This is a genomic window from Frigoribacterium sp. 9N (assembly GCF_902506305.1).
Classification (GTDB): Bacteria; Actinomycetota; Actinomycetes; order Actinomycetales; family Microbacteriaceae; genus Frigoribacterium.
Genome location: NZ_LR733392.1, coordinates 1988702 through 2004822, shown reverse-complemented (window position 1 = coordinate 2004822; position 16121 = coordinate 1988702). Strand labels below are relative to the sequence as shown.

The 16121-nt window shown below is 73.4% G+C and carries 15 protein-coding genes and 1 tRNA gene; 7 read left to right on the top strand and 9 right to left on the bottom strand.

The window, feature by feature from the left end; translation table 11 throughout:
- Positions 1-203 precede the first annotated feature (203 nt).
- Positions 204-3704 carry a bifunctional proline dehydrogenase/L-glutamate gamma-semialdehyde dehydrogenase gene (locus tag ARTHRO9V_RS12405; protein ID WP_159827607.1) on the top strand — a complete coding sequence of 1167 codons (3501 nt, stop codon included), beginning with the start codon at positions 204-206 and terminating at the stop codon, positions 3702-3704.
- 121 nt (positions 3705-3825) lie between these two features.
- Here ARTHRO9V_RS12405 and ARTHRO9V_RS12400 read toward each other — a convergent pair whose 3' ends face one another.
- The 5 genes from ARTHRO9V_RS12400 to ARTHRO9V_RS12380 all read right to left on the bottom strand — a co-directional run bounded on the left by ARTHRO9V_RS12400 (position 3826) and on the right by ARTHRO9V_RS12380 (position 10510).
- Positions 3826-5034: an alcohol dehydrogenase catalytic domain-containing protein gene (locus ARTHRO9V_RS12400; protein ID WP_056043133.1), complete on the bottom strand. Its 1209-nt coding sequence runs from the start codon at positions 5032-5034 to the stop codon at positions 3826-3828.
- Positions 5035-5268: 234 nt separating this feature from the next.
- Positions 5269-6252 carry an NAD(P)-dependent oxidoreductase gene (locus tag ARTHRO9V_RS12395; RefSeq protein ID WP_159827604.1) on the bottom strand — a complete coding sequence of 328 codons (984 nt, stop codon included), beginning with the start codon at positions 6250-6252 and terminating at the stop codon, positions 5269-5271.
- Complete coding sequence (locus ARTHRO9V_RS12390; protein ID WP_056043130.1) at positions 6249-9026, bottom strand: alpha/beta fold hydrolase; 2778 nt, start codon at positions 9024-9026, stop codon at positions 6249-6251. Before ARTHRO9V_RS12390 ends, ARTHRO9V_RS12395 begins: the two co-directional genes overlap by 4 nt.
- Positions 9023-10045 (bottom strand): 3-oxoacyl-ACP synthase III, encoded by a 1023-nt coding sequence (locus tag ARTHRO9V_RS12385; RefSeq protein WP_056043127.1) that lies wholly within the window; start codon positions 10043-10045, stop codon positions 9023-9025. Before ARTHRO9V_RS12385 ends, ARTHRO9V_RS12390 begins: the two co-directional genes overlap by 4 nt.
- Positions 10046-10228: 183 nt before the next feature.
- Positions 10229-10510 carry a hypothetical protein gene (locus ARTHRO9V_RS12380; protein WP_056043124.1) on the bottom strand — a complete coding sequence of 94 codons (282 nt, stop codon included), beginning with the start codon at positions 10508-10510 and terminating at the stop codon, positions 10229-10231.
- Positions 10511-10574: 64 nt separating this feature from the next.
- Here ARTHRO9V_RS12380 and ARTHRO9V_RS12375 point away from each other — a divergent pair, with 64 nt between their 5' ends.
- Positions 10575-10820: a hypothetical protein gene (locus ARTHRO9V_RS12375; protein ID WP_056043121.1), complete on the top strand. Its 246-nt coding sequence runs from the start codon at positions 10575-10577 to the stop codon at positions 10818-10820.
- 31 nt (positions 10821-10851) lie between these two features.
- Here ARTHRO9V_RS12375 and ARTHRO9V_RS12370 read toward each other — a convergent pair whose 3' ends face one another.
- Complete coding sequence (locus ARTHRO9V_RS12370) at positions 10852-11805, bottom strand: FUSC family protein (protein WP_201298939.1); 954 nt, start codon at positions 11803-11805, stop codon at positions 10852-10854.
- 226 nt (positions 11806-12031) lie between these two features.
- On the opposite strand from ARTHRO9V_RS12370, the gene ARTHRO9V_RS12365 reads away from it, so the two are divergent.
- Positions 12032-12529 (top strand): MarR family winged helix-turn-helix transcriptional regulator, encoded by a 498-nt coding sequence (locus ARTHRO9V_RS12365; protein ID WP_082460032.1) that lies wholly within the window; start codon positions 12032-12034, stop codon positions 12527-12529.
- 35 nt (positions 12530-12564) lie between these two features.
- On the opposite strand, the gene ARTHRO9V_RS12360 is transcribed toward ARTHRO9V_RS12365, so the two are convergent.
- Positions 12565-12637 (bottom strand) — tRNA-Thr (locus ARTHRO9V_RS12360).
- 145 nt (positions 12638-12782) lie between these two features.
- On the opposite strand from ARTHRO9V_RS12360, the gene ARTHRO9V_RS12355 reads away from it, so the two are divergent.
- Entirely contained in the window at positions 12783-12965 is a 183-nt protein-coding gene (locus tag ARTHRO9V_RS12355) for a hypothetical protein (protein ID WP_055974590.1), read from the top strand.
- A gap of 46 nt (positions 12966-13011) precedes the next feature.
- Here the strand turns inward: ARTHRO9V_RS12355 and ARTHRO9V_RS12350 are convergent, their stop codons facing one another.
- The gene (locus tag ARTHRO9V_RS12350) at positions 13012-13557 is read right to left on the bottom strand and encodes a nitroreductase family protein (RefSeq protein WP_159827598.1); all 546 of its coding nucleotides are present in this window, start codon (positions 13555-13557) and stop codon (positions 13012-13014) included.
- Positions 13557-13958 (bottom strand): peptide-methionine (R)-S-oxide reductase MsrB, encoded by a 402-nt coding sequence (gene msrB / locus ARTHRO9V_RS12345; RefSeq protein WP_043593533.1) that lies wholly within the window; start codon positions 13956-13958, stop codon positions 13557-13559. Before msrB ends, ARTHRO9V_RS12350 begins: the two co-directional genes overlap by 1 nt.
- A 91-nt stretch (positions 13959-14049) precedes the next feature.
- Here msrB and ARTHRO9V_RS12340 point away from each other — a divergent pair, with 91 nt between their 5' ends.
- The 3 genes from ARTHRO9V_RS12340 to ARTHRO9V_RS12330 all read left to right on the top strand — a co-directional run bounded on the left by ARTHRO9V_RS12340 (position 14050) and on the right by ARTHRO9V_RS12330 (position 16037).
- The gene (locus ARTHRO9V_RS12340) at positions 14050-15024 is read left to right on the top strand and encodes a DUF2332 domain-containing protein (RefSeq protein WP_159827595.1); all 975 of its coding nucleotides are present in this window, start codon (positions 14050-14052) and stop codon (positions 15022-15024) included.
- A 135-nt stretch (positions 15025-15159) separates the two neighbouring features.
- Positions 15160-15447, top strand: a complete 288-nt coding sequence (locus tag ARTHRO9V_RS12335) for a DUF3263 domain-containing protein (protein WP_056043106.1) — start codon at positions 15160-15162, stop codon at positions 15445-15447.
- A gap of 17 nt (positions 15448-15464) precedes the next feature.
- Entirely contained in the window at positions 15465-16037 is a 573-nt protein-coding gene (locus ARTHRO9V_RS12330) for a LytR C-terminal domain-containing protein (protein WP_159827592.1), read from the top strand.
- The last annotated feature ends 84 nt before the right edge of the window (positions 16038-16121 follow it).

The following is a 16121-nucleotide window of genomic DNA, read 5'->3' as shown; positions in this document are numbered from 1 at the left end:
GGTGCTCCCGGTGCAGGGGGCCCGTCCATCCGCAGACGGGTCCGTCTTGGCGGCCGCTGTGCACCGCCTGAACGCGCCCAAGGTAGCGCTGTCCGGCCCTCGCCGCCAGTGCCGATCGACCCCTCGTGGAGAAGGAGGCGCGGCCACGTTACGGTCTCGTGTCAAACCTTGCCAGGTGGCAAGTTCCGCCCTACATTCATCCCATGACCACCATCGACGAGACGGCGGGGCCGTCCACCGCTGAACAGCTCCTGCCCGTCGGCATCGGCGACGACGCCGTCGCCCTCGCCCGCCGCTGGGCGCACGAGGCGTCCGGCGCCCCGAGCACCGGTTCGGCCCACCTGCTCGCCCAGGTCCTCAAGGACGAGTCGGGCCTCGCGTTCACGATCGGTTTCGTCGACCGGGTCGTCCGGCCGGAGGACCTCGGCGTCGCGGCCCGCAACCTGTCGACCCTGGCGAAGCAGGCACCGGCCTTCCTGCCGTGGCACATGCGTTCCGCCGTGCGTCTCGGCGGCGTCATGGCACCCGTGCTCCCCGGCGTGGTCGTGCCGATCGCCCGTCGCGTCCTGCGCGGCATGGTCGGCCACCTCATCGCCGACGCCCGGCCCGCCAAGCTCGGTGCGGCCATCGCGAACATCAAGAAGGACAGGACGCGGCTGAACCTCAACCTGCTCGGCGAGGCCGTCCTCGGTGACGCCGAGGCCGAGCACCGCCTCGCCGGTACCCGGGCGCTCCTCGCCCGCGACGACGTCGACTACGTGTCGATCAAGGTCTCGTCCATCGTCAGCCAGCTCTCGATGTGGGCCTTCGACGAGACCGTCGAGCGCGTCGTCGAGAAGCTCACCCCGTTGTACGAACTCGCCGCCCAGTCGCCGAAGCCGAAGTTCATCAACCTCGACATGGAGGAGTACCGCGACCTCGACCTGACGATCGCGGTCTTCACGCGCCTCCTCGACCAGCCGCAGCTGAAGGGCCTCGAGGCCGGCATCGTCCTGCAGACCTACCTGCCCGACGCCCTCGGCGCCCTGCAGCACCTCACCACCTGGGCGACCGAGCGGGTCGACGCCGGCGGGGCCGCGATCAAGGTGCGCATCGTCAAGGGCGCGAACCTCGCGATGGAGACCGTGGACGCCACGGTGCACGAGTGGCCGCTCGCCACCTACGGCACCAAGCAGGACAGCGACACCAACTACAAGCGCGTCCTCACCTGGGCCTTCACCCCCGGACGCACCCGTGCCGTCCGCGTCGGCGTCGCCGGCCACAACCTCTTCGACATCGCCTTCGCCCACCTGCTCGCCGAGGCCCGTGGCGTGAGCGACCGGGTCGAGTTCGAGATGCTGCTGGGCATGGCCGAGGGGCAGGCCGAGCTGGTCAAGGCCGACGTCGGCGGGCTGTTGCTCTACACGCCCGTCGTGCACCCCCGCGAGTTCGACGTCGCCATCAGCTACCTGATCCGCCGCCTCGAGGAGAACGCGTCGAGCGAGAACTTCATGTCCGCCGTGTTCGAACTCGCCTCGAACGAGGCCATGTTCGAGCGCGAGAAGGGCCGGTTCCTCGCCTCGCTCGCCGAGGTCGACGGAGACACCCCGGCACCGCACCGCGTGCAGAGCCGCCTCGACGCGGCCCAGGCGTTGCAGCCCCGCGCGGCCGGCAGCGGCTTCGACAACGAGCCCGACACCGACCCCGCCCTGGCCGACAACCGCGCCTGGGGTCGTGAGATCGCCGCCCGCTCGGCCGACTCGCGCCTCGGCGTCGAGCTCATCGAGTCCGCCCGGGTGACCGACGAGGCCACGCTCGACGCGATCGTCGCCGAGGCTGTCGCCGCCTCCGCCGCCTGGTCTGCCCGCGGAGGCGCGGGTCGTGCCGCGATCCTGCGCGAGGCCGCGGCCACGCTGTCGGCCCGCCGCGCCGACCTGATGGAGGTCGCCGCGAGCGAGACCGGCAAGACGGTCGCCGAGGGCGACGTCGAGGTCAGCGAGGCCATCGACTTCGCCAACTGGTACGCCCACCTCGCCGAAGAACTCGACCGGGTCGACGGTGCGACGTTCGTCCCCGAGCGACTCACCCTCGTCACGCCGCCCTGGAACTTCCCCCTGGCGATCCCGGCCGGCTCGACCCTCGCCGCGCTCGCCGCGGGCAGCAGCGTCGTCGTCAAGCCGGCGGGCCAGGCCAAGCGCAGCGGGGCCGTCATGGTCCAGGCGCTCTGGGACGCCGGCGTGCCCCGCGAGGTGCTGAAGCTGGTCGACGTCGACGAGGGCGACCTCGGTCGTCACCTGGTGTCGCACCCGTCGATCGACCGCGTGATCCTCACCGGCGCCTTCGAGACGGCCGCGCTGTTCACCAGCTGGCGCAACGACCTACCCCTGCTCGCCGAGACGAGCGGCAAGAACGCCATCATCGTCACCCCCAGTGCCGACCTCGACCTGGCCGCGTCCGACGTCATCAAGTCGGCCTTCGGCCACGCGGGTCAGAAGTGCTCGGCGGCGAGCCTGGTGATCCTGGTCGGCTCGGTCGCCACCTCCGAGCGCTTCCGCCGTCAGCTCGTCGACGCGGCGTCGACCATGCGCGTCGGACTGCCCTCCGACCCCACCACGCAGATGGGCCCGATCGTCGAGCCGGCCCACGGCAAGCTCGAACGTGCGCTCACCACGCTCGGCGCGGGCGAGACCTGGCTCGTCGAGCCGAAGCGACTCGACGACACCGGGCGCCTCTGGTCGCCCGGCGTGCGCGCCGGCGTCGCCGCGGGCAGCGAGTTCCACCTCACCGAGTACTTCGGCCCGGTGCTCGGCGTCATGACCGCGAAGACGCTCGACGAGGCGATCGAGCTGCAGAACGCGACCGACTACGGCCTGACCGCGGGTCTGCACACCCTCGACCCCGCCGAGCTGTCGACCTGGCTCGACCGCGTCGAGGCGGGCAACCTCTACGTCAACCGCGGCATCACCGGGGCGATCGTGCGTCGCCAGCCGTTCGGCGGCTGGAAGAAGTCGTCGGTCGGTGCCGGCGCCAAGGCGGGCGGGCCGAACTACCTCGTGCACCTGGGGTCCTGGCAGCCGACGACGCTGACCGAACCGCAGGAGGCGCGCCCGGGTCGCGAGGCCCTGGCCGCCCTCGAGGCCGCGTCGCCGCTGCTCGGGGCGTCGGGTGCATCGGCCTCCGACGACCTGCGGGCCGCCGCCGCCAGCGACGAGCACTTCTGGGCCGCCGAGTTCGGCGTCGCCCGCGACGTGAGCGACCTCGGCCTCGAGCGCGACCTGCTGCGCTACCGTCCCCTGCCCGTCACGATCCGCGCCGCCGACGGCGCGGCCCCGGCCGACGTGGTCCGCGTGCTGCTCGCCGGACGGCGCTCGGGCGCGCCGCTCACGGTGTCGTCGTCGGTCGAGCTGCCCGGTGCCCTCGTCCGGGCGCTCGGCCTCGCGGCCTCCGACGTCGTGCACGAGGACGACGCCACGTGGCACGACCGGGTGCGTGCGGGTCGCCTGTCGACCGAGCGCGTGCGGTTGGTGACCGGTGCCGGTGACGCGACCCGCGCCTCCTCGGCCCTGGCGGACGCCCTGGGCGGCGACCCGGCGGTGGCCGTGTTCGCGGCCCCGGTCACGCCGACCGGCCGCCTCGAACTGCTGCCGTTCCTGCGCGAGCAGGCCGTCGCCATCACGGCCCACCGCTTCGGCAACCCCGACGACTGGAGTGCCTCGGTCATCTGACCCCGCCGGCGCATGCAGACGCCCGAACCCGCCGGACCCTTGGGGAGTCGGCGGGTTCGTGTCATCCACGGCGGTCCGGCGATGGCCCGCCGGGAGCGACGGGAACCGCCGGCCCGAGGCCCTAGCCGGGGACGACCTCGACCTTGGTCCAGCCGGGCTCGCGGCGGTCGAACGCCTCGTAGGCCTCGATGGCCGAGCCGATGCCCTCGTGCTCGGTGATGAACGCCGTGGGGTCGAACTGGCCGGACGCGACCAGGTCGATCAGCGGCGGGGTCACCGAGTGGTGGTCGCAGTTGCCCATGCGGATGGTGAGGTTCTTCAGCATCGCCTCACCGAAGGGGAACGACGTCACGGTCGGCGAGTAGACGCCGATGACTCCGATGCGGCCGTACTTCGCCACGACCTCGACGGCCCAGCGCAGGGCCTGGGTCGGCGCGTTGCCGGGCACCCACTGGTCGCCCTGCGGGTTCGCGTCGGGGGCGACCTGCTCGACCTCGGCGGCGAACTCGGCGGCCGTGTCGGGGTCGGGGGCGGCGGGACCGTGGCTCGCGTGCTGGGCGTCCACGCCGACCGCGTCGATGACGGCGTCCACACCGGCGCCACCGGTGAGGCGCTTGATGGTCTCGACCGGGTCCTCCTCGTCGAAGTTCACGATCTCGGCGTTCTGGGCGAGCGCCTGCGCCAGGCGGGTCTCCTCGCGGTCGACCACGATCACGCGGCTCGCGCCCTGCTTGAAGGCCGAGGCGATCGCGAACTGGCCCACCACTCCGGCACCGAAGACGGCGACCACGTCGCCTCGGGTGACCCCGGCGAGTTCGGCGCCGAACCAGCCGGTGGGGAAGATGTCGCTCAACAGGATGGCCTGCTCGTCGCTGACCGTGTCGGGGAGGCGGTGCATGGTGTTCTGCGCGAACGGGACGCGCACCTGCTCGGCCTGCAGGCCGTTCACCGGGCCGGTCGAGGCCGGGCCGCCGAAGAAGCAGGTGCCGGCGTCGGGGCCGTTGGGGTTCGCCACGTCGCATTGAGCGGTCTGGCCCTGGCGGCAGTAGCGGCAGGTGCCACACGACACCGTCGAGTTGATCACGACCCGGTCGCCGGCACTGAAGCCGCGCACGTCGTCGCCGACCGCGGTGACGACGCCCACCGCCTCGTGGCCGAGGATCGTGCCCTCGGCCATGGGCGCCATCGTGCCGCGCACGAAGTGCAGGTCGGTGCCGCAGATCGCACTCCGGGTGATGCGGACGACCGCATCGGTCGGGTCGACGATCGTGGGGTCGGCGACCTCGTCGAGTCGGATGTCGCCGATGCCGTGCCAGACGACTGCCTTCATGGGATGGTCCTTCCGTTGAGCCCTGGGCACCGGAGCTGCCCGGTACCCGTGCGACGGTAGGCGGCACGACGCCGGAGCGACATGTGCCCTCACACAGAGAACGGGGGACGCCGCCTCGCCCTGGTTCCCTCCGCCCGGGGGAGTCGGCGGGCTCCCGTCACCCCTGGCGGGTCATCGCCGACCCGCCGGGCACGACGGGAACCCGCCGACCCGAGGGTGGCCGGGCGGCGGGTCTCAGACGGCGGGCTGCCCGGCGGCGTGCCAGGCTGCGAGACGACTCAGGCCCTCGTCGACGGTCACGGCCGGTGTCCACCGCAGGTCGCGCTGGGTGCGCCGCTGGTCGAACCAGTGCGCCGTGGACAGCTGCTCGGCGAGGAACCTCGTCATGGGTGGTTCGTCGGTGCCCGGCCGCACGGCCCAGACGCGCTCGACCAGCGACCCCGCGGCGCGGGCGATCCCGGCCGGCACCCGCAGGCGAGGCGCGGGCACCCCGGCGGCCGCGCAGATGCCGGCCATCAGGTCGGCGACGGTGCGGGGCTCGCCGTTGCTGATCACGTACGACTCGCCGCTGACCTCGTCGACGCGTGCGAGCGCGGCGGCGATGCCGGACGCCGCGTTGTCCACGTAGGTGGAGTCGATCAGGGCGGCGCCGTGGTCGAGCAGCGGCAGGCGGCCGGAGCGCGCACGGTCGACGATCCGCTCGACGAGCTGCGTGTCGCCCGGTCCCCAGACGAGGTGGGGGCGGACGGCCACCACGCGCAGGTCGGCGTCGGCGGCCCCGAGGGCGACCCGCTCGGCCGCGGCCTTGGTGCGGGCGTAGTCGCCTCGGGCGTGTCCGGGCGAGGCGGGCAGGGCGTCGTCACCGACGATGGACGACCCGGCGTGCGCCACGGACGGCGACGAGACGAAGACCAGCCGGGGCACCGAGGAGGCGCGCATCGCCTCGATCAGGGAGCGCGTGCCCCCGACGTTGACGGCCTCGAACTCGGCGGGGTCACCCGTGAGCGACACCTTCGCCGCGAGGTGGACGACGGCGTCCTGGTCGCGGACGGCGGCGGCGACGGCCCGCGGGTTCGTCATCGACCCGAGCACGTCGCGGGCACCGGGCACGCCGGAGGGCCGACGCTGGAAGGTCGTGACATCGTGTCCGGCGTCGGTGACGGCGCGGGCGACGGCACCGCCGAGCAGGCCGCTCGCGCCGGTGACCAGCACCCTCACGGGCGACGCATCCGGCCGCCGGACAGCACGGACGTCGCCCACGCGGCCAGGCCCGTGCGGTCGATCTTGCTGTTGTGCCGCACGTCGGTCGGCAGCTGCGGCACGACGAGCACCGCGGCCACGGGTCGACCCGACGCCGACCGGACGGCCGAGCGGACCGAGGCCGCCAGGGCCGCGGACGCCAGCCCCGGGCGACGAGCCGGGGGGACGGTCTCGGCCACGACGACGACCTGCTGCGTGCCGGCCGGACCGACGCCGACGACGGCGGCGCGCGCGATGGCGGCCCGCGCCTCCACGGCCTGTTCGGATGCCACCGGCGTCAGCACGCCCGTCGACGTCGTGATCACGTGGGGCAGGCGGCCCTCGACCCAGAGTCGACCCTGCGCGTCGAGGTGCCCGACGTCGCCGGTGCGGTGCCAGCGGGTCTCGGCGGTCGAGCCCAGGCGGCTGAGGCGGTGCGTCAGCCAGAGACGGTCGTAGTGGTCCTCGACGTGGGGCGCCGAGACGACGATCTCGCCCGTGACGCCGGGGGCGTCGGTGAACGCCGAGGAGGCGCGGCCCCCGTCGTCGAGGGGAGCGATCCGCACCGTCGTGGTCGCGCCGGGCAGCCCGACGCAGACCCCGCCGGCGTCGGGCGCACCCGCGGCGACGGCTGCCCCACGGTCGGCGGCCGCGGAACGCACGCCCTCGAGCGTGACGTCGGTCATCAGCAGGCCCTCGGTCATGCCGTAGGGCGTGTGGGGCGTCGCGTTCGGCATGAGGTCGCCGGCCGCCGCCAGCAGCGCCTCGGAGACGGGCGCGCCCGCCGACAGGAAGGTCTCGACGCCGGCCAGCGCGCGGTGGTCCGCGTCGTCGAGGTCGTCCGACGTCGCGACGACGTTGGCGAGCGCGGCGGGGGAGAGGAACACCACGGTGGCGTCCACCGCCGCCGTGGCGGCCGCGACGGACCGGGCGGTGAGGGTGCGCGGCTTCGTGACGTCCATGTCGGGGGTGACGCTCGTCGCCCCGAGGGCGGGGCCCAGCAGGGCGAACGGGGCGAAGCCGGCCACCAGGCCCGTGCCCGGACCGACGTCGTACTGCTCGGCCAGGGCGTCGCGCAGGGCCGTCAGCTGGCCGTGCCGGTAGACGACGCCCTTCGCGGGGCCGGTCGAGCCCGAGGTGAACAGGATGGCGGCCTCGGCGTCGGCCGTGGGGGCGTCGGGCAGCTCGGCGAGGGCACCGTGGGCGCGGCGGCCGAGGGCGGCGATCTCGGGCAGCGAGGCCTCGACGCCGAGTGCCCGGGCGGCGACCGGCGACAGCGTCGTCGTCGAGATCTTGCGGCCCGGCCAACCGAGGGCGGTGGCCGCCGTGAGCCCCGGGAGCTGCCCGATCACGTGGTCGGGCCACGCGCCGCGGACGGCGCGGGTCAGGCCGCGCACGCCGAGACCGGCGTCGGCCACGACCACGACGGCACCGAGGCGGACGCAGGCGTAGAGCACCGCGGTCAGGTCGGCACCGGGCTGGACGAGCAGCGAGACGCGGTCGCCGGGGCGCACGCCGTGCTTCCGCAGACCGAGCGCGATCTCGTGGACGCGCCGGGCGAGCAGGCTCCAGCTGATCGAACGCGGGCCGTCGGCACCCGCGGGTGCCATCTCGACGAGCGCGGTGGCCGGGCTGTCGGCCAGGGAGTCCAGGTACGACCAGAGCGGGCGGTCCTGCGGGGAGGCGACCCGCGCCTCCTCGGTTCCGACCGGGGCGGCGACTCGGGCCTCGGTGGCGGCTCGGGCCGGGGCGTCGACGGCGGCCGTCCCGCCGGGCAGCCGGTCGCCCAGCCAGGTGAGCACGGCTCCGGCGTAGTCGACGTCCTCGGCGACGAGGTGGCCCGCACCCTCGAAACGGTGCACGTCGGCGTGCGGCAGGCGGCCGACCAGGTCGTCGAGGTACCGGTCGGAGAAGATCGGATCGCGCGGGCCCCAGAGCATCAGGGCCGGCACGGTGAGTGCGCGCAGGCCCTCGGCGATGCGGTCGAGCTCGGGGCTGCTGACGTGCCCGTCGTCGACCGGGATGTCGGCCACGAAGCCACCGATGCCGCCGCGGCGGTCGGCCTGGCGGTACGGAGCGCGGAAGCCGGCCTTCACCTCGGGCGAGAGCGGCGGGTGGGCGAGGCCGAGGGTCACGTCGAGGAACCCGGTGGTGCCGACGGTCGCCCGGCCCAGCACGCCGCGGGCGAGGGTGAGGCGCAGGGGAGGGGGGATCTTCTCGCCCTCGGGCTGGTGGATCGCGGTGTTGAGCAGCATGAGCCCGGCCAGTTGGTCGGGGTGGTCGACCGCCCAGCCCATCGAGACGACGCCGCCCCAGTCGTGGCCGAGGGTGACGACGGGCCCGGTGACCTCGAGGGCGTCGGTGAGGTCGCCCAGGTCGGCGACGCGGCGGGCCAGCGTCTGCGGCGAGCCCGTGCGCTCGGAGAAGCCCATGTCGAGCTGGTCGACCGCGACGACGCGCCACGCGGGCCCCCCGGCGACGGCCGTCTCGACCGTGCGGGCGACGAGGCGGCGCCAGAGGTACGACCAGGTCGGGTTGCCGTGCACGCAGAGGATGGTGCCGACCGGTTCGGCGCCGACCTCGGCCAGCGCCTCGGCGTTGTCGAGGACGTGCCAGGTGCGGGAGGCGCGGTGTGCGCCGAGCCCGTACGGCACGTCGACGAGACGCGACCACGACGGGTCGAGCCCGTCGAGACCCGCGGGGGGACGTGACGCCGGCGCCGTGGCGGAGGCGGACCGCGGGAGCCGACTCACCAGGCGAGCTCCATCATCGCGGTGTTGATGCCCGAGCCGACGCCCATCAACAGGACGCGGTCGCCCTTGCTGAGGGTCTTGCTCTCCTCGACCAGCGTGATCGGGATCGACGCCGGGCCCACGTTGCCGAGGGTCGGGTAGGTGAGCGGGACGAGCTTCTTGTCGATGCCGGCGGCCTTGACGAAGGCACCCGTGTGCACGTCGCTGACCTGGTGCATGATGTAGCGGTCCATGCGCTGCCAGTTCCAGTCGCGCTTGGCCTCTTTCCAGGCCGAGACGACGAGTTCCATGCCGCGCTTGAGCAGGGCCTTGGCGTCGGTGAACATGCCGTCGACGCTGCCGACGCAGAGGTCGTAGTTCTCGGTGGCGGCGCGGGTGACGCCGCCGACGATTCGGTGGCCCTCGGGGTGGAGGTCGGCACGGCCGATGACGGCGGCGGCAGCCCCGGAGCCCAGGGTGAGGCTGGCGAACTCGCTCATGAAGTCGTCGCGGCCGTAGCCCTTGGTGAGGAGGCGGTCGATCGTGTTGACCTGGACGTCGTCGGCGTCCTCGCCGTCGATGATGACGGCGTAGTCGATCTGACCCGCGTCGATCAGCTGGGCGGCGAGGGTCATGCCGTTGACGAAGCCGAGGCAGGCGTTGGCGATGTCGAAGTTCGTGGCCGACGAGGGCAGGCCGAGGCCGTGGTGCAGGCGCACGGCGACCGAGGGCTCGAGGTGGGGGCGCGTGACCGACGTGTTGATCAGCAGCCCGACCTGGTCGGGGCGGATGCCGGCCTCGGCCAGCGCCCGCTTGCCGGCGTCGATCGCCGCCGCGTCGAAGCTCTGCTCGGTGCTCCAGTTGCGGCGCTCGTACACGCCGGCGACGCGCTGCAGCAGGCCCGTGGGCAGCTTGAGGCGCTTGAGTACGGGGCCGAGCTTCTCGTCGATGCTCTCGGAGGTGGTGACCCGGTCGGCCATGGTGCTGGTGACCGACAGCAACGCGACGTTGCTGTGCCGGGTCGTAGCGTTTCCGTTCAACGGAACTCCCTGTCGAGTTGTGGCGGGGTGGGGCTGCACGCGCGCGCGGGGTCGCGAGCGGAGCCGAACGTCGTGGGCACCGGTTCGGTGCATCAGTCAGTTTACGGCGGCGCACGCTGGGTGGTTGCCAGGTTGACGGGGCACGTCCATGCCCTGAACGGCATGTGACCGGGGGTTCCGGCGTCAGGCCCCGGGGTCGCGGGGCAGCCGGACGATGCGGCGGCGGTCGTCGCGCGTCCACCAGACGAGGTCGGCCACCGCCCAGGTGACGGCACCCAGGCCGGCGGCGACGACGACGACGGTGACGACGGTGACGTGGCCGCCGCCGACCGTCAGGGCGGCGACGATGCTCGCGATCACGACGAGCGCGCAGAACGACGTGACGAGGGGCAGGGCGAGGCCGCCGCGTTTGGTCAGCAGCCAGTTCGGCACGTCGGGATCGACGTGGACGTCGCGTCGTCGCACGGTGCCTCCTCGGCGGATCGGGGTCCCGGCGATCGTAGCCCGCGCACCTTGTACCCTCGGGTGCATGAGCGACCTGCGGCGACCCTGGTTCACCCTGACGAAGACGGGTGCCGTGGTGCCCGCCGTGTTCGAGGTGCTGATCGGCCTGTTCGGCCTCGTCGTGCAGGTGCTCAACATCGCCTCGGGGGTGCCGGTCCAGGCGATCACCGTCATCATCCTGATCGTCGCCGTGCTGCTGGTCGCGCAGGGCGTCGCCGACCTCATCTGGTGGAGCAAGGACGGCCGCCGGGCGAGGGCGCGCCAGGCCTGACCGCTCGGCCGGGGCCACCCGGCCCCTCGGGTCAGACGGACGCCTCCGGCCGGGGCCTCCGCAGCCGGTGCGTCGCGAGGAGCACGACGACCACCACGCCCACCCCGATGGCGGTGTCGGCCGTCCGGGCCGCCACGAGGGCGCCCACGTCGACGGGTTCGCCGTCGAGTGCCCGCATGCCGAGCGCCATGGGCGTGATGGTGACCAGCGCGAGCCCGTAGTTGCGGACGATCAGCAGCTCGGTCGCGAACTGGAGCACGCCGAAGGCGACGATCAGGGCCGCGACCCCGGGGTGCCACGCCAGCAGCAGACCGGCGAGGCCCACCCCGACGAGGGTGCCGAGGAGGCGGTGGCCGGCCCGCACGAGCTGGCCCGCCGTCGCGGTCCCCACCACGGGCACCACGGCCGACACCATGGCCCAGTACGGGCTCTGCACGCCGAGACCGAGGCTGATCAGCCCGGCCGCGATCGAGGCGACCAGGCAGACGGCGGCGTGGACGACCGTCCGCCGGCCGTCCAGGGGACGGGGCCCGCGCCTCCATCGGCGTCCGCCGACGGTCGCGAGCGCGCGACCACCGGCGGGCAGCAGCACGCCCGCGAGCGACGCGAGCAGGGCGAGGGCGAGGCTCGCCGGGGCGACCACGGCCGCGACGGCGACGGTCGACCCGGTCGCGGGCACGAACGCGGTGACGCCCAGGCCGAAGACGAAGAAGAGCGGCCCGGGCGGGCTCCAGCGGCGCAGGTCGGAGAGGGCCGAGGTGATGCCGGCCACGACGCCGATCGTGACGACGAGCAGCCAGACCGGGGCCGTCGAGGCGGCCAGCGCGGTGCCGAGCACCACGCAGGCGACGAGGACGAGCCCGGCCTCGAGCTGCATCTCGAGCCGCTGGAAGCGGGGCAGCCCCCGGCCGAAAGCCGAGGCGAAGGCCCCGAACACCGCGTAGGGCGTCCACTCCACGCGGCCGATCAGCGCCAGCACGACCATCGGTGCCAGGACGGACGCGGCGACGCGGGCTGCCGGTCGGTGGGCGCCGTCGTGCGGGCCGAAGCGGACCAGGTCGCGCGGGTGCGGCAGCAGGCGGTGGGGGGAGGTCGTGGTCGTGATGGGCGGTCCTCTGGTCGGCGCGGCGTGGGCGCTCGTCGTCGAACTGCTTCACGGGTGAATGATCTGCGCATCACTTTACTCGTGAAGCATCGTTAGGCTCAAGGGCATGACCGATCCCGGGCTCCGAGACGTGATGGACGACGTCCATGACCGGTGGCGCGAACTCCGACCCGACCTCGACGTCTCGGCGATCCCGGTCGTCGGCCGGGTGAACCGGCTCGCCCGCATCGTGCAGCGTCGCAGCGACGACCTGCTCGCCGAGTTCGGCCTGGGGCGCGCGGACTTCGACCTCCTCGCCGCCCTGACGCGCCGCGGCGGACCGATGAGTCCGACGCAGTTGGCGGACGAGACCCTGCTCTCACCGCCGGCCGTGACGAAGCGCGTCAAGGGGCTGCTGGCGGCGGGCCTCGTCGATCGCTCGGCGAATCCCGCCGACCACCGTGGCTACTTCGTCGCGCCGACCGCGGCCGGGCGTCGTCTGATCGACCGCGTGCTCGAGGTCCAGCTCGCGGACGAGCGGGCCGTGCTCGCCGCCCTGCCCGAGGAGGCGCGCCCAGCTGTCGCGGACGGCCTGCGTCACCTGCTCGTCGCCCTCGAGGGGTGAGCCGTGAGCGTCTGGTCGGAACGGCGGGAGAAGAGAGCCGGCCACGGGACTCGAACCCGTAACCTTCCGATTACAAGTCGGATGCGCTACCAATTGCGCCAGGCCGGCGGAGCGTGCCCATCTTACCCAGCCCGCGCCTCCTCACCCGGCGAGCAGCATGCGGTCGGCGCAGGATTGGCGTTCCGAGGCCGAGAAGTGGTGAAGTAGACGCAGCGCACCGCGCCCGCCGGGCGCACCGACCTGAGGAGCCCCCTTGTCCACGATCTTGACCGCGCTCGGTTCGCTCGCCATGCTCTTCGTCAGCTTCGCCCTGTTCGCCTACTCGTTCGGCTCGGGCGAGCCCAACGCCTTCGTCTTCTTCGGGGGCATCGTCCTGATGACCGGGTCGTTCTGGCTGCCCATCACGGTGATCGGCAACAGCCACAAGACCTGGTGACCGGCGCGGCACCCGCGACCGGGTGCCGCCGAGGGCGGTCGACCCGCTACGGCGTGCTGACGAACTGCTCGGGGTCGAGCAGCTTGCGAGGCTTGGCGTCGTCGCCGTCGCGTCCGCCCACGTACAGCCAGCCCAGCAACTGCTCGCCCTCGCGCAGGCCGTGCGCGGCCGCCACCTCGGGAGCCCGGGTCAGGACGCCCGTGCGCCAGAACACGCCCCAGCCCTCGTCGTCGAGAACGAGCGACAGCAGGTGCGCGACGCCCGAGGCGACGGACTCCTGTTCCCAGTAGGGCACCTTGCGGCTGTCGCGGGGCGAGACGACCACGGCGACGATCAGCGGCGCCCGCAGCGCCTTCTGCGTGAGCTTGTCGCGGGCGTGGCCCTCGGCCCCACCCGCGTCGGCCAGCGACCGGCCCACGACGAGCCGGTCGTCTCCGCGGAACTCGATCAGGCGCCAGGGCCTCAGCTCGGAGTGGTCCGCCACCGTCGCCGCCGACCGCACCGCGTCGAGCAACTGCTCGTGCGTCGGCGCGACGTCGGTGACCTTCGACCGCGACCGACGACGTCGGGCGGCGTCGGCGACGGCGCTCACTACTCGGCGGCCTTGAAGTCGAGCGAGATGCTGTTCATGCAGTAACGGTCGCCGGTCGGCGTGCCGAAACCGTCGGGGAACACGTGGCCGAGGTGCGAACCGCAGTTCGCGCACCGGACCTCGGTGCGGGTCATGCCGAGCGAGTTGTCCTCGATCAGCTGGACCGCGTCCGGGTTCACCGACTCGTAGAAGCTGGGCCAGCCGCAGCCGCTGTCGAACTTGGTGCCGCTCTTGAACAGTTCGGCGCTGCACGCCGCACAGGCGTAGACGCCGGCACGGCTCTCGTCGAGCAGTTCACCCGTCCACGGGCGCTCGGTGGCGGCCTCCCGCAGGACGGAATACTGCTCGGCGTCGAGCTCTTCGCGCCACTGCTCGTCGGTCTTCTCGATCTTGTACGCCACGATGATCTCCTTGCTTGTCGGGACTCCTCATTCAACACGGTCGGCCGGTGCACGATTCCCCGGCCCCCACCGGGCTGTCAGACTCCTGCTCGTGAGCACCTCCGACCGCTTCCTGGCCGCGGCCCTCGCCTTCGACCGCGAGGGGTCGCCGTCGCAGGCAGAACTCGCGCGGGGCGTCGCGGGTGATCCGGCGGCGCTCGCCGTCGTCGATCGAGCCGAGGAGGCGCGGCGCCAGCCCGTCCTCGTCCTCGCGGTCTGCCGGTGGCTGGGTGCGCCGCACGGCCCCTGGTCGGTGCTGCGGCCCTGGCTGCTCGCCCGCTCCGACGACCTCGTGGCCGAACTCGGCCGACGGCTCACCCAGACCAACGACGTGCGCCGCTGCGCGCCGCTGTCGATCGCGCTGGCCCGCGTGCCGGGCCCGATCGCCCTGATCGAGGTCGGCACCTCGGCCGGGCTATGCCTCGGTGTCGACCGCTACGGCTACCGCTCGGGTGACCGGAGCTGGGGCGATCCGTCGAGCACGGTGCAGCTCAGGATCGACGTCGTCGTCGAGGGCGCGGCCCGGTCCGAGGCGGAGCTGCCGACGGCCCCGCTTCCCGAGATCGTCTGGCGGGCGGGGATCGACCTCGACCCGGTCGACGTCCGCGACCCCGACCAGGTCGCCTGGCTCGCGACGCTGCTGCCCCCCGAGCGCGCCGATCGGCGGGACCTGCTGGGGCGGGCCGTCGCGCTCGCCCGCACCGCGCCTCCTCGTCTCGTGGCGGGGGACGCCGTCGACGGTCTCGCCCCGCTCGCGGCCGAGGCCCCGACGGGCGTCACGCTCGTCGTCGTCTCGACGGGCACACTCGTCTACCTGCCGGGTCGCCGGCGTCAGGCCTTCGTCGACGAGGTCGGCCGGCTGGGCGCGCGGTGGATCTCGTACGAACGGCGCGACCTGCTGACCGACGTGGTCGCAGAGGTGCCGCCGAGGGTGTCTCCCGACGACGCGTTCGCGGCCCTCGCCCTCGACGGCCGGGTGCTGGGCATGGGGGACGCCCACGGCACGCGGCTGCACCTCACGGCCTGACCGCGGGTCGGGAGCTCGCGACACCCGGCGGCTCCCCGAGCGGGTGGACGGGTTGTCGGACCACGCCCCCGGCCTCCGCGATCGGTCGGGGCGCCGCCCATAGGATGACCCGGAACCCAGGGGAGGGCCTCGACGATGGACGAGAAGGCGACAGGTGACGACGTGCGCTCGAGCGCGTTGTCCGAGCTCGACCGTGCCGTCCTGGACTTCGAGCAGCACGCCCCGGCCGCCGCCGGTGCCCGGGAGGCCGCCGTCCGTCGCGAGTTCGGCCTCGGGATCGTCCGCTACCAGCAACTGCTCAACTCGCTCATAGACCGACCCGCTGCACTGGCCTACGCACCCATGCTCGTCGGCCGCCTGCAGCGCCTGCGAGTCGCCCGCCGCGACGCCCGATCGACCCGTTCGTTCGGTCCGACCCGCTGACCCACGAGAGACCACGCATGCCGAAATTCGACCGAGACCGGTTCGACGACGTCCCCGCCGACCTCGACCGGGTCGGAGCCCACCGGGCCGAGAAGCGCCCCGGCAGCGGCTGGATCGCCTTCGCCTGGGCCGCGCTGGCCGTCGGCGTCCTGGTCGGTGTCGGCGTGGTCTACCTCGGCCTCGCGAACAACAGCTTCCAGTTCGTCAACCCCTCGTCGTCGAGCACCGCCGAGGCCGGGGCTCCCGAGAGCGACACGCCGACCCCGACGGCCACGCCGTCGGTCACCCCCCTCACCGACCCCTCACAGGTCGACCCCTCGGTGACGACCATCACCGTCCTGAACGGCACCGCCACGGCCGGGCTCGCGGGTTCGGCCTCCGAGCGGCTCGAGACCGCCGGTTGGGTCGTCGGCACCCAGGGCAACGCCAGCGAGCGCGTCGCGACGTCCACCGTCTACTACTCGGCGGCCGTCGACGAGGCCGTGGCGCTCGGGCTCGCCCAACAGCTCGGCATCTCGGACGTCGAGCTCACCGAGGCGTTCCCCGGGGCAGCGGTCACCGTCGTCCTCGGGGCCGACTACAGCGCCTGAAGACGCCGCTCCCGCGGCATCGATCCGAGGAGGCGCGCGTCCCGTCGGGCCCTCACCGCACCTCCCGTGTTACGCCCACGTTTA

Excerpts from the sequence above, each read along its gene's own strand:
- ARTHRO9V_RS12405 (WP_159827607.1), top strand. The coding sequence starts at position 204 with ATGACCACCATCGACGAGACGGCGGGGCCGTCCACCGCTGAACAGCTC.
- ARTHRO9V_RS12400 (WP_056043133.1), bottom strand. The coding sequence starts at position 5,034 with ATGAAGGCAGTCGTCTGGCACGGCATCGGCGACATCCGACTCGACGAG.
- ARTHRO9V_RS12375 (WP_056043121.1), top strand. The coding sequence starts at position 10,575 with ATGAGCGACCTGCGGCGACCCTGGTTCACCCTGACGAAGACGGGTGCC.
- ARTHRO9V_RS12370 (WP_201298939.1), bottom strand. The coding sequence starts at position 11,805 with ATGGTCGTGCTGGCGCTGATCGGCCGCGTGGAGTGGACGCCCTACGCG.
- ARTHRO9V_RS12365 (WP_082460032.1), top strand. The coding sequence starts at position 12,032 with ATGACCGATCCCGGGCTCCGAGACGTGATGGACGACGTCCATGACCGG.
- ARTHRO9V_RS12335 (WP_056043106.1), top strand. The coding sequence starts at position 15,160 with ATGGACGAGAAGGCGACAGGTGACGACGTGCGCTCGAGCGCGTTGTCC.
- ARTHRO9V_RS12330 (WP_159827592.1), top strand. The coding sequence starts at position 15,465 with ATGCCGAAATTCGACCGAGACCGGTTCGACGACGTCCCCGCCGACCTC.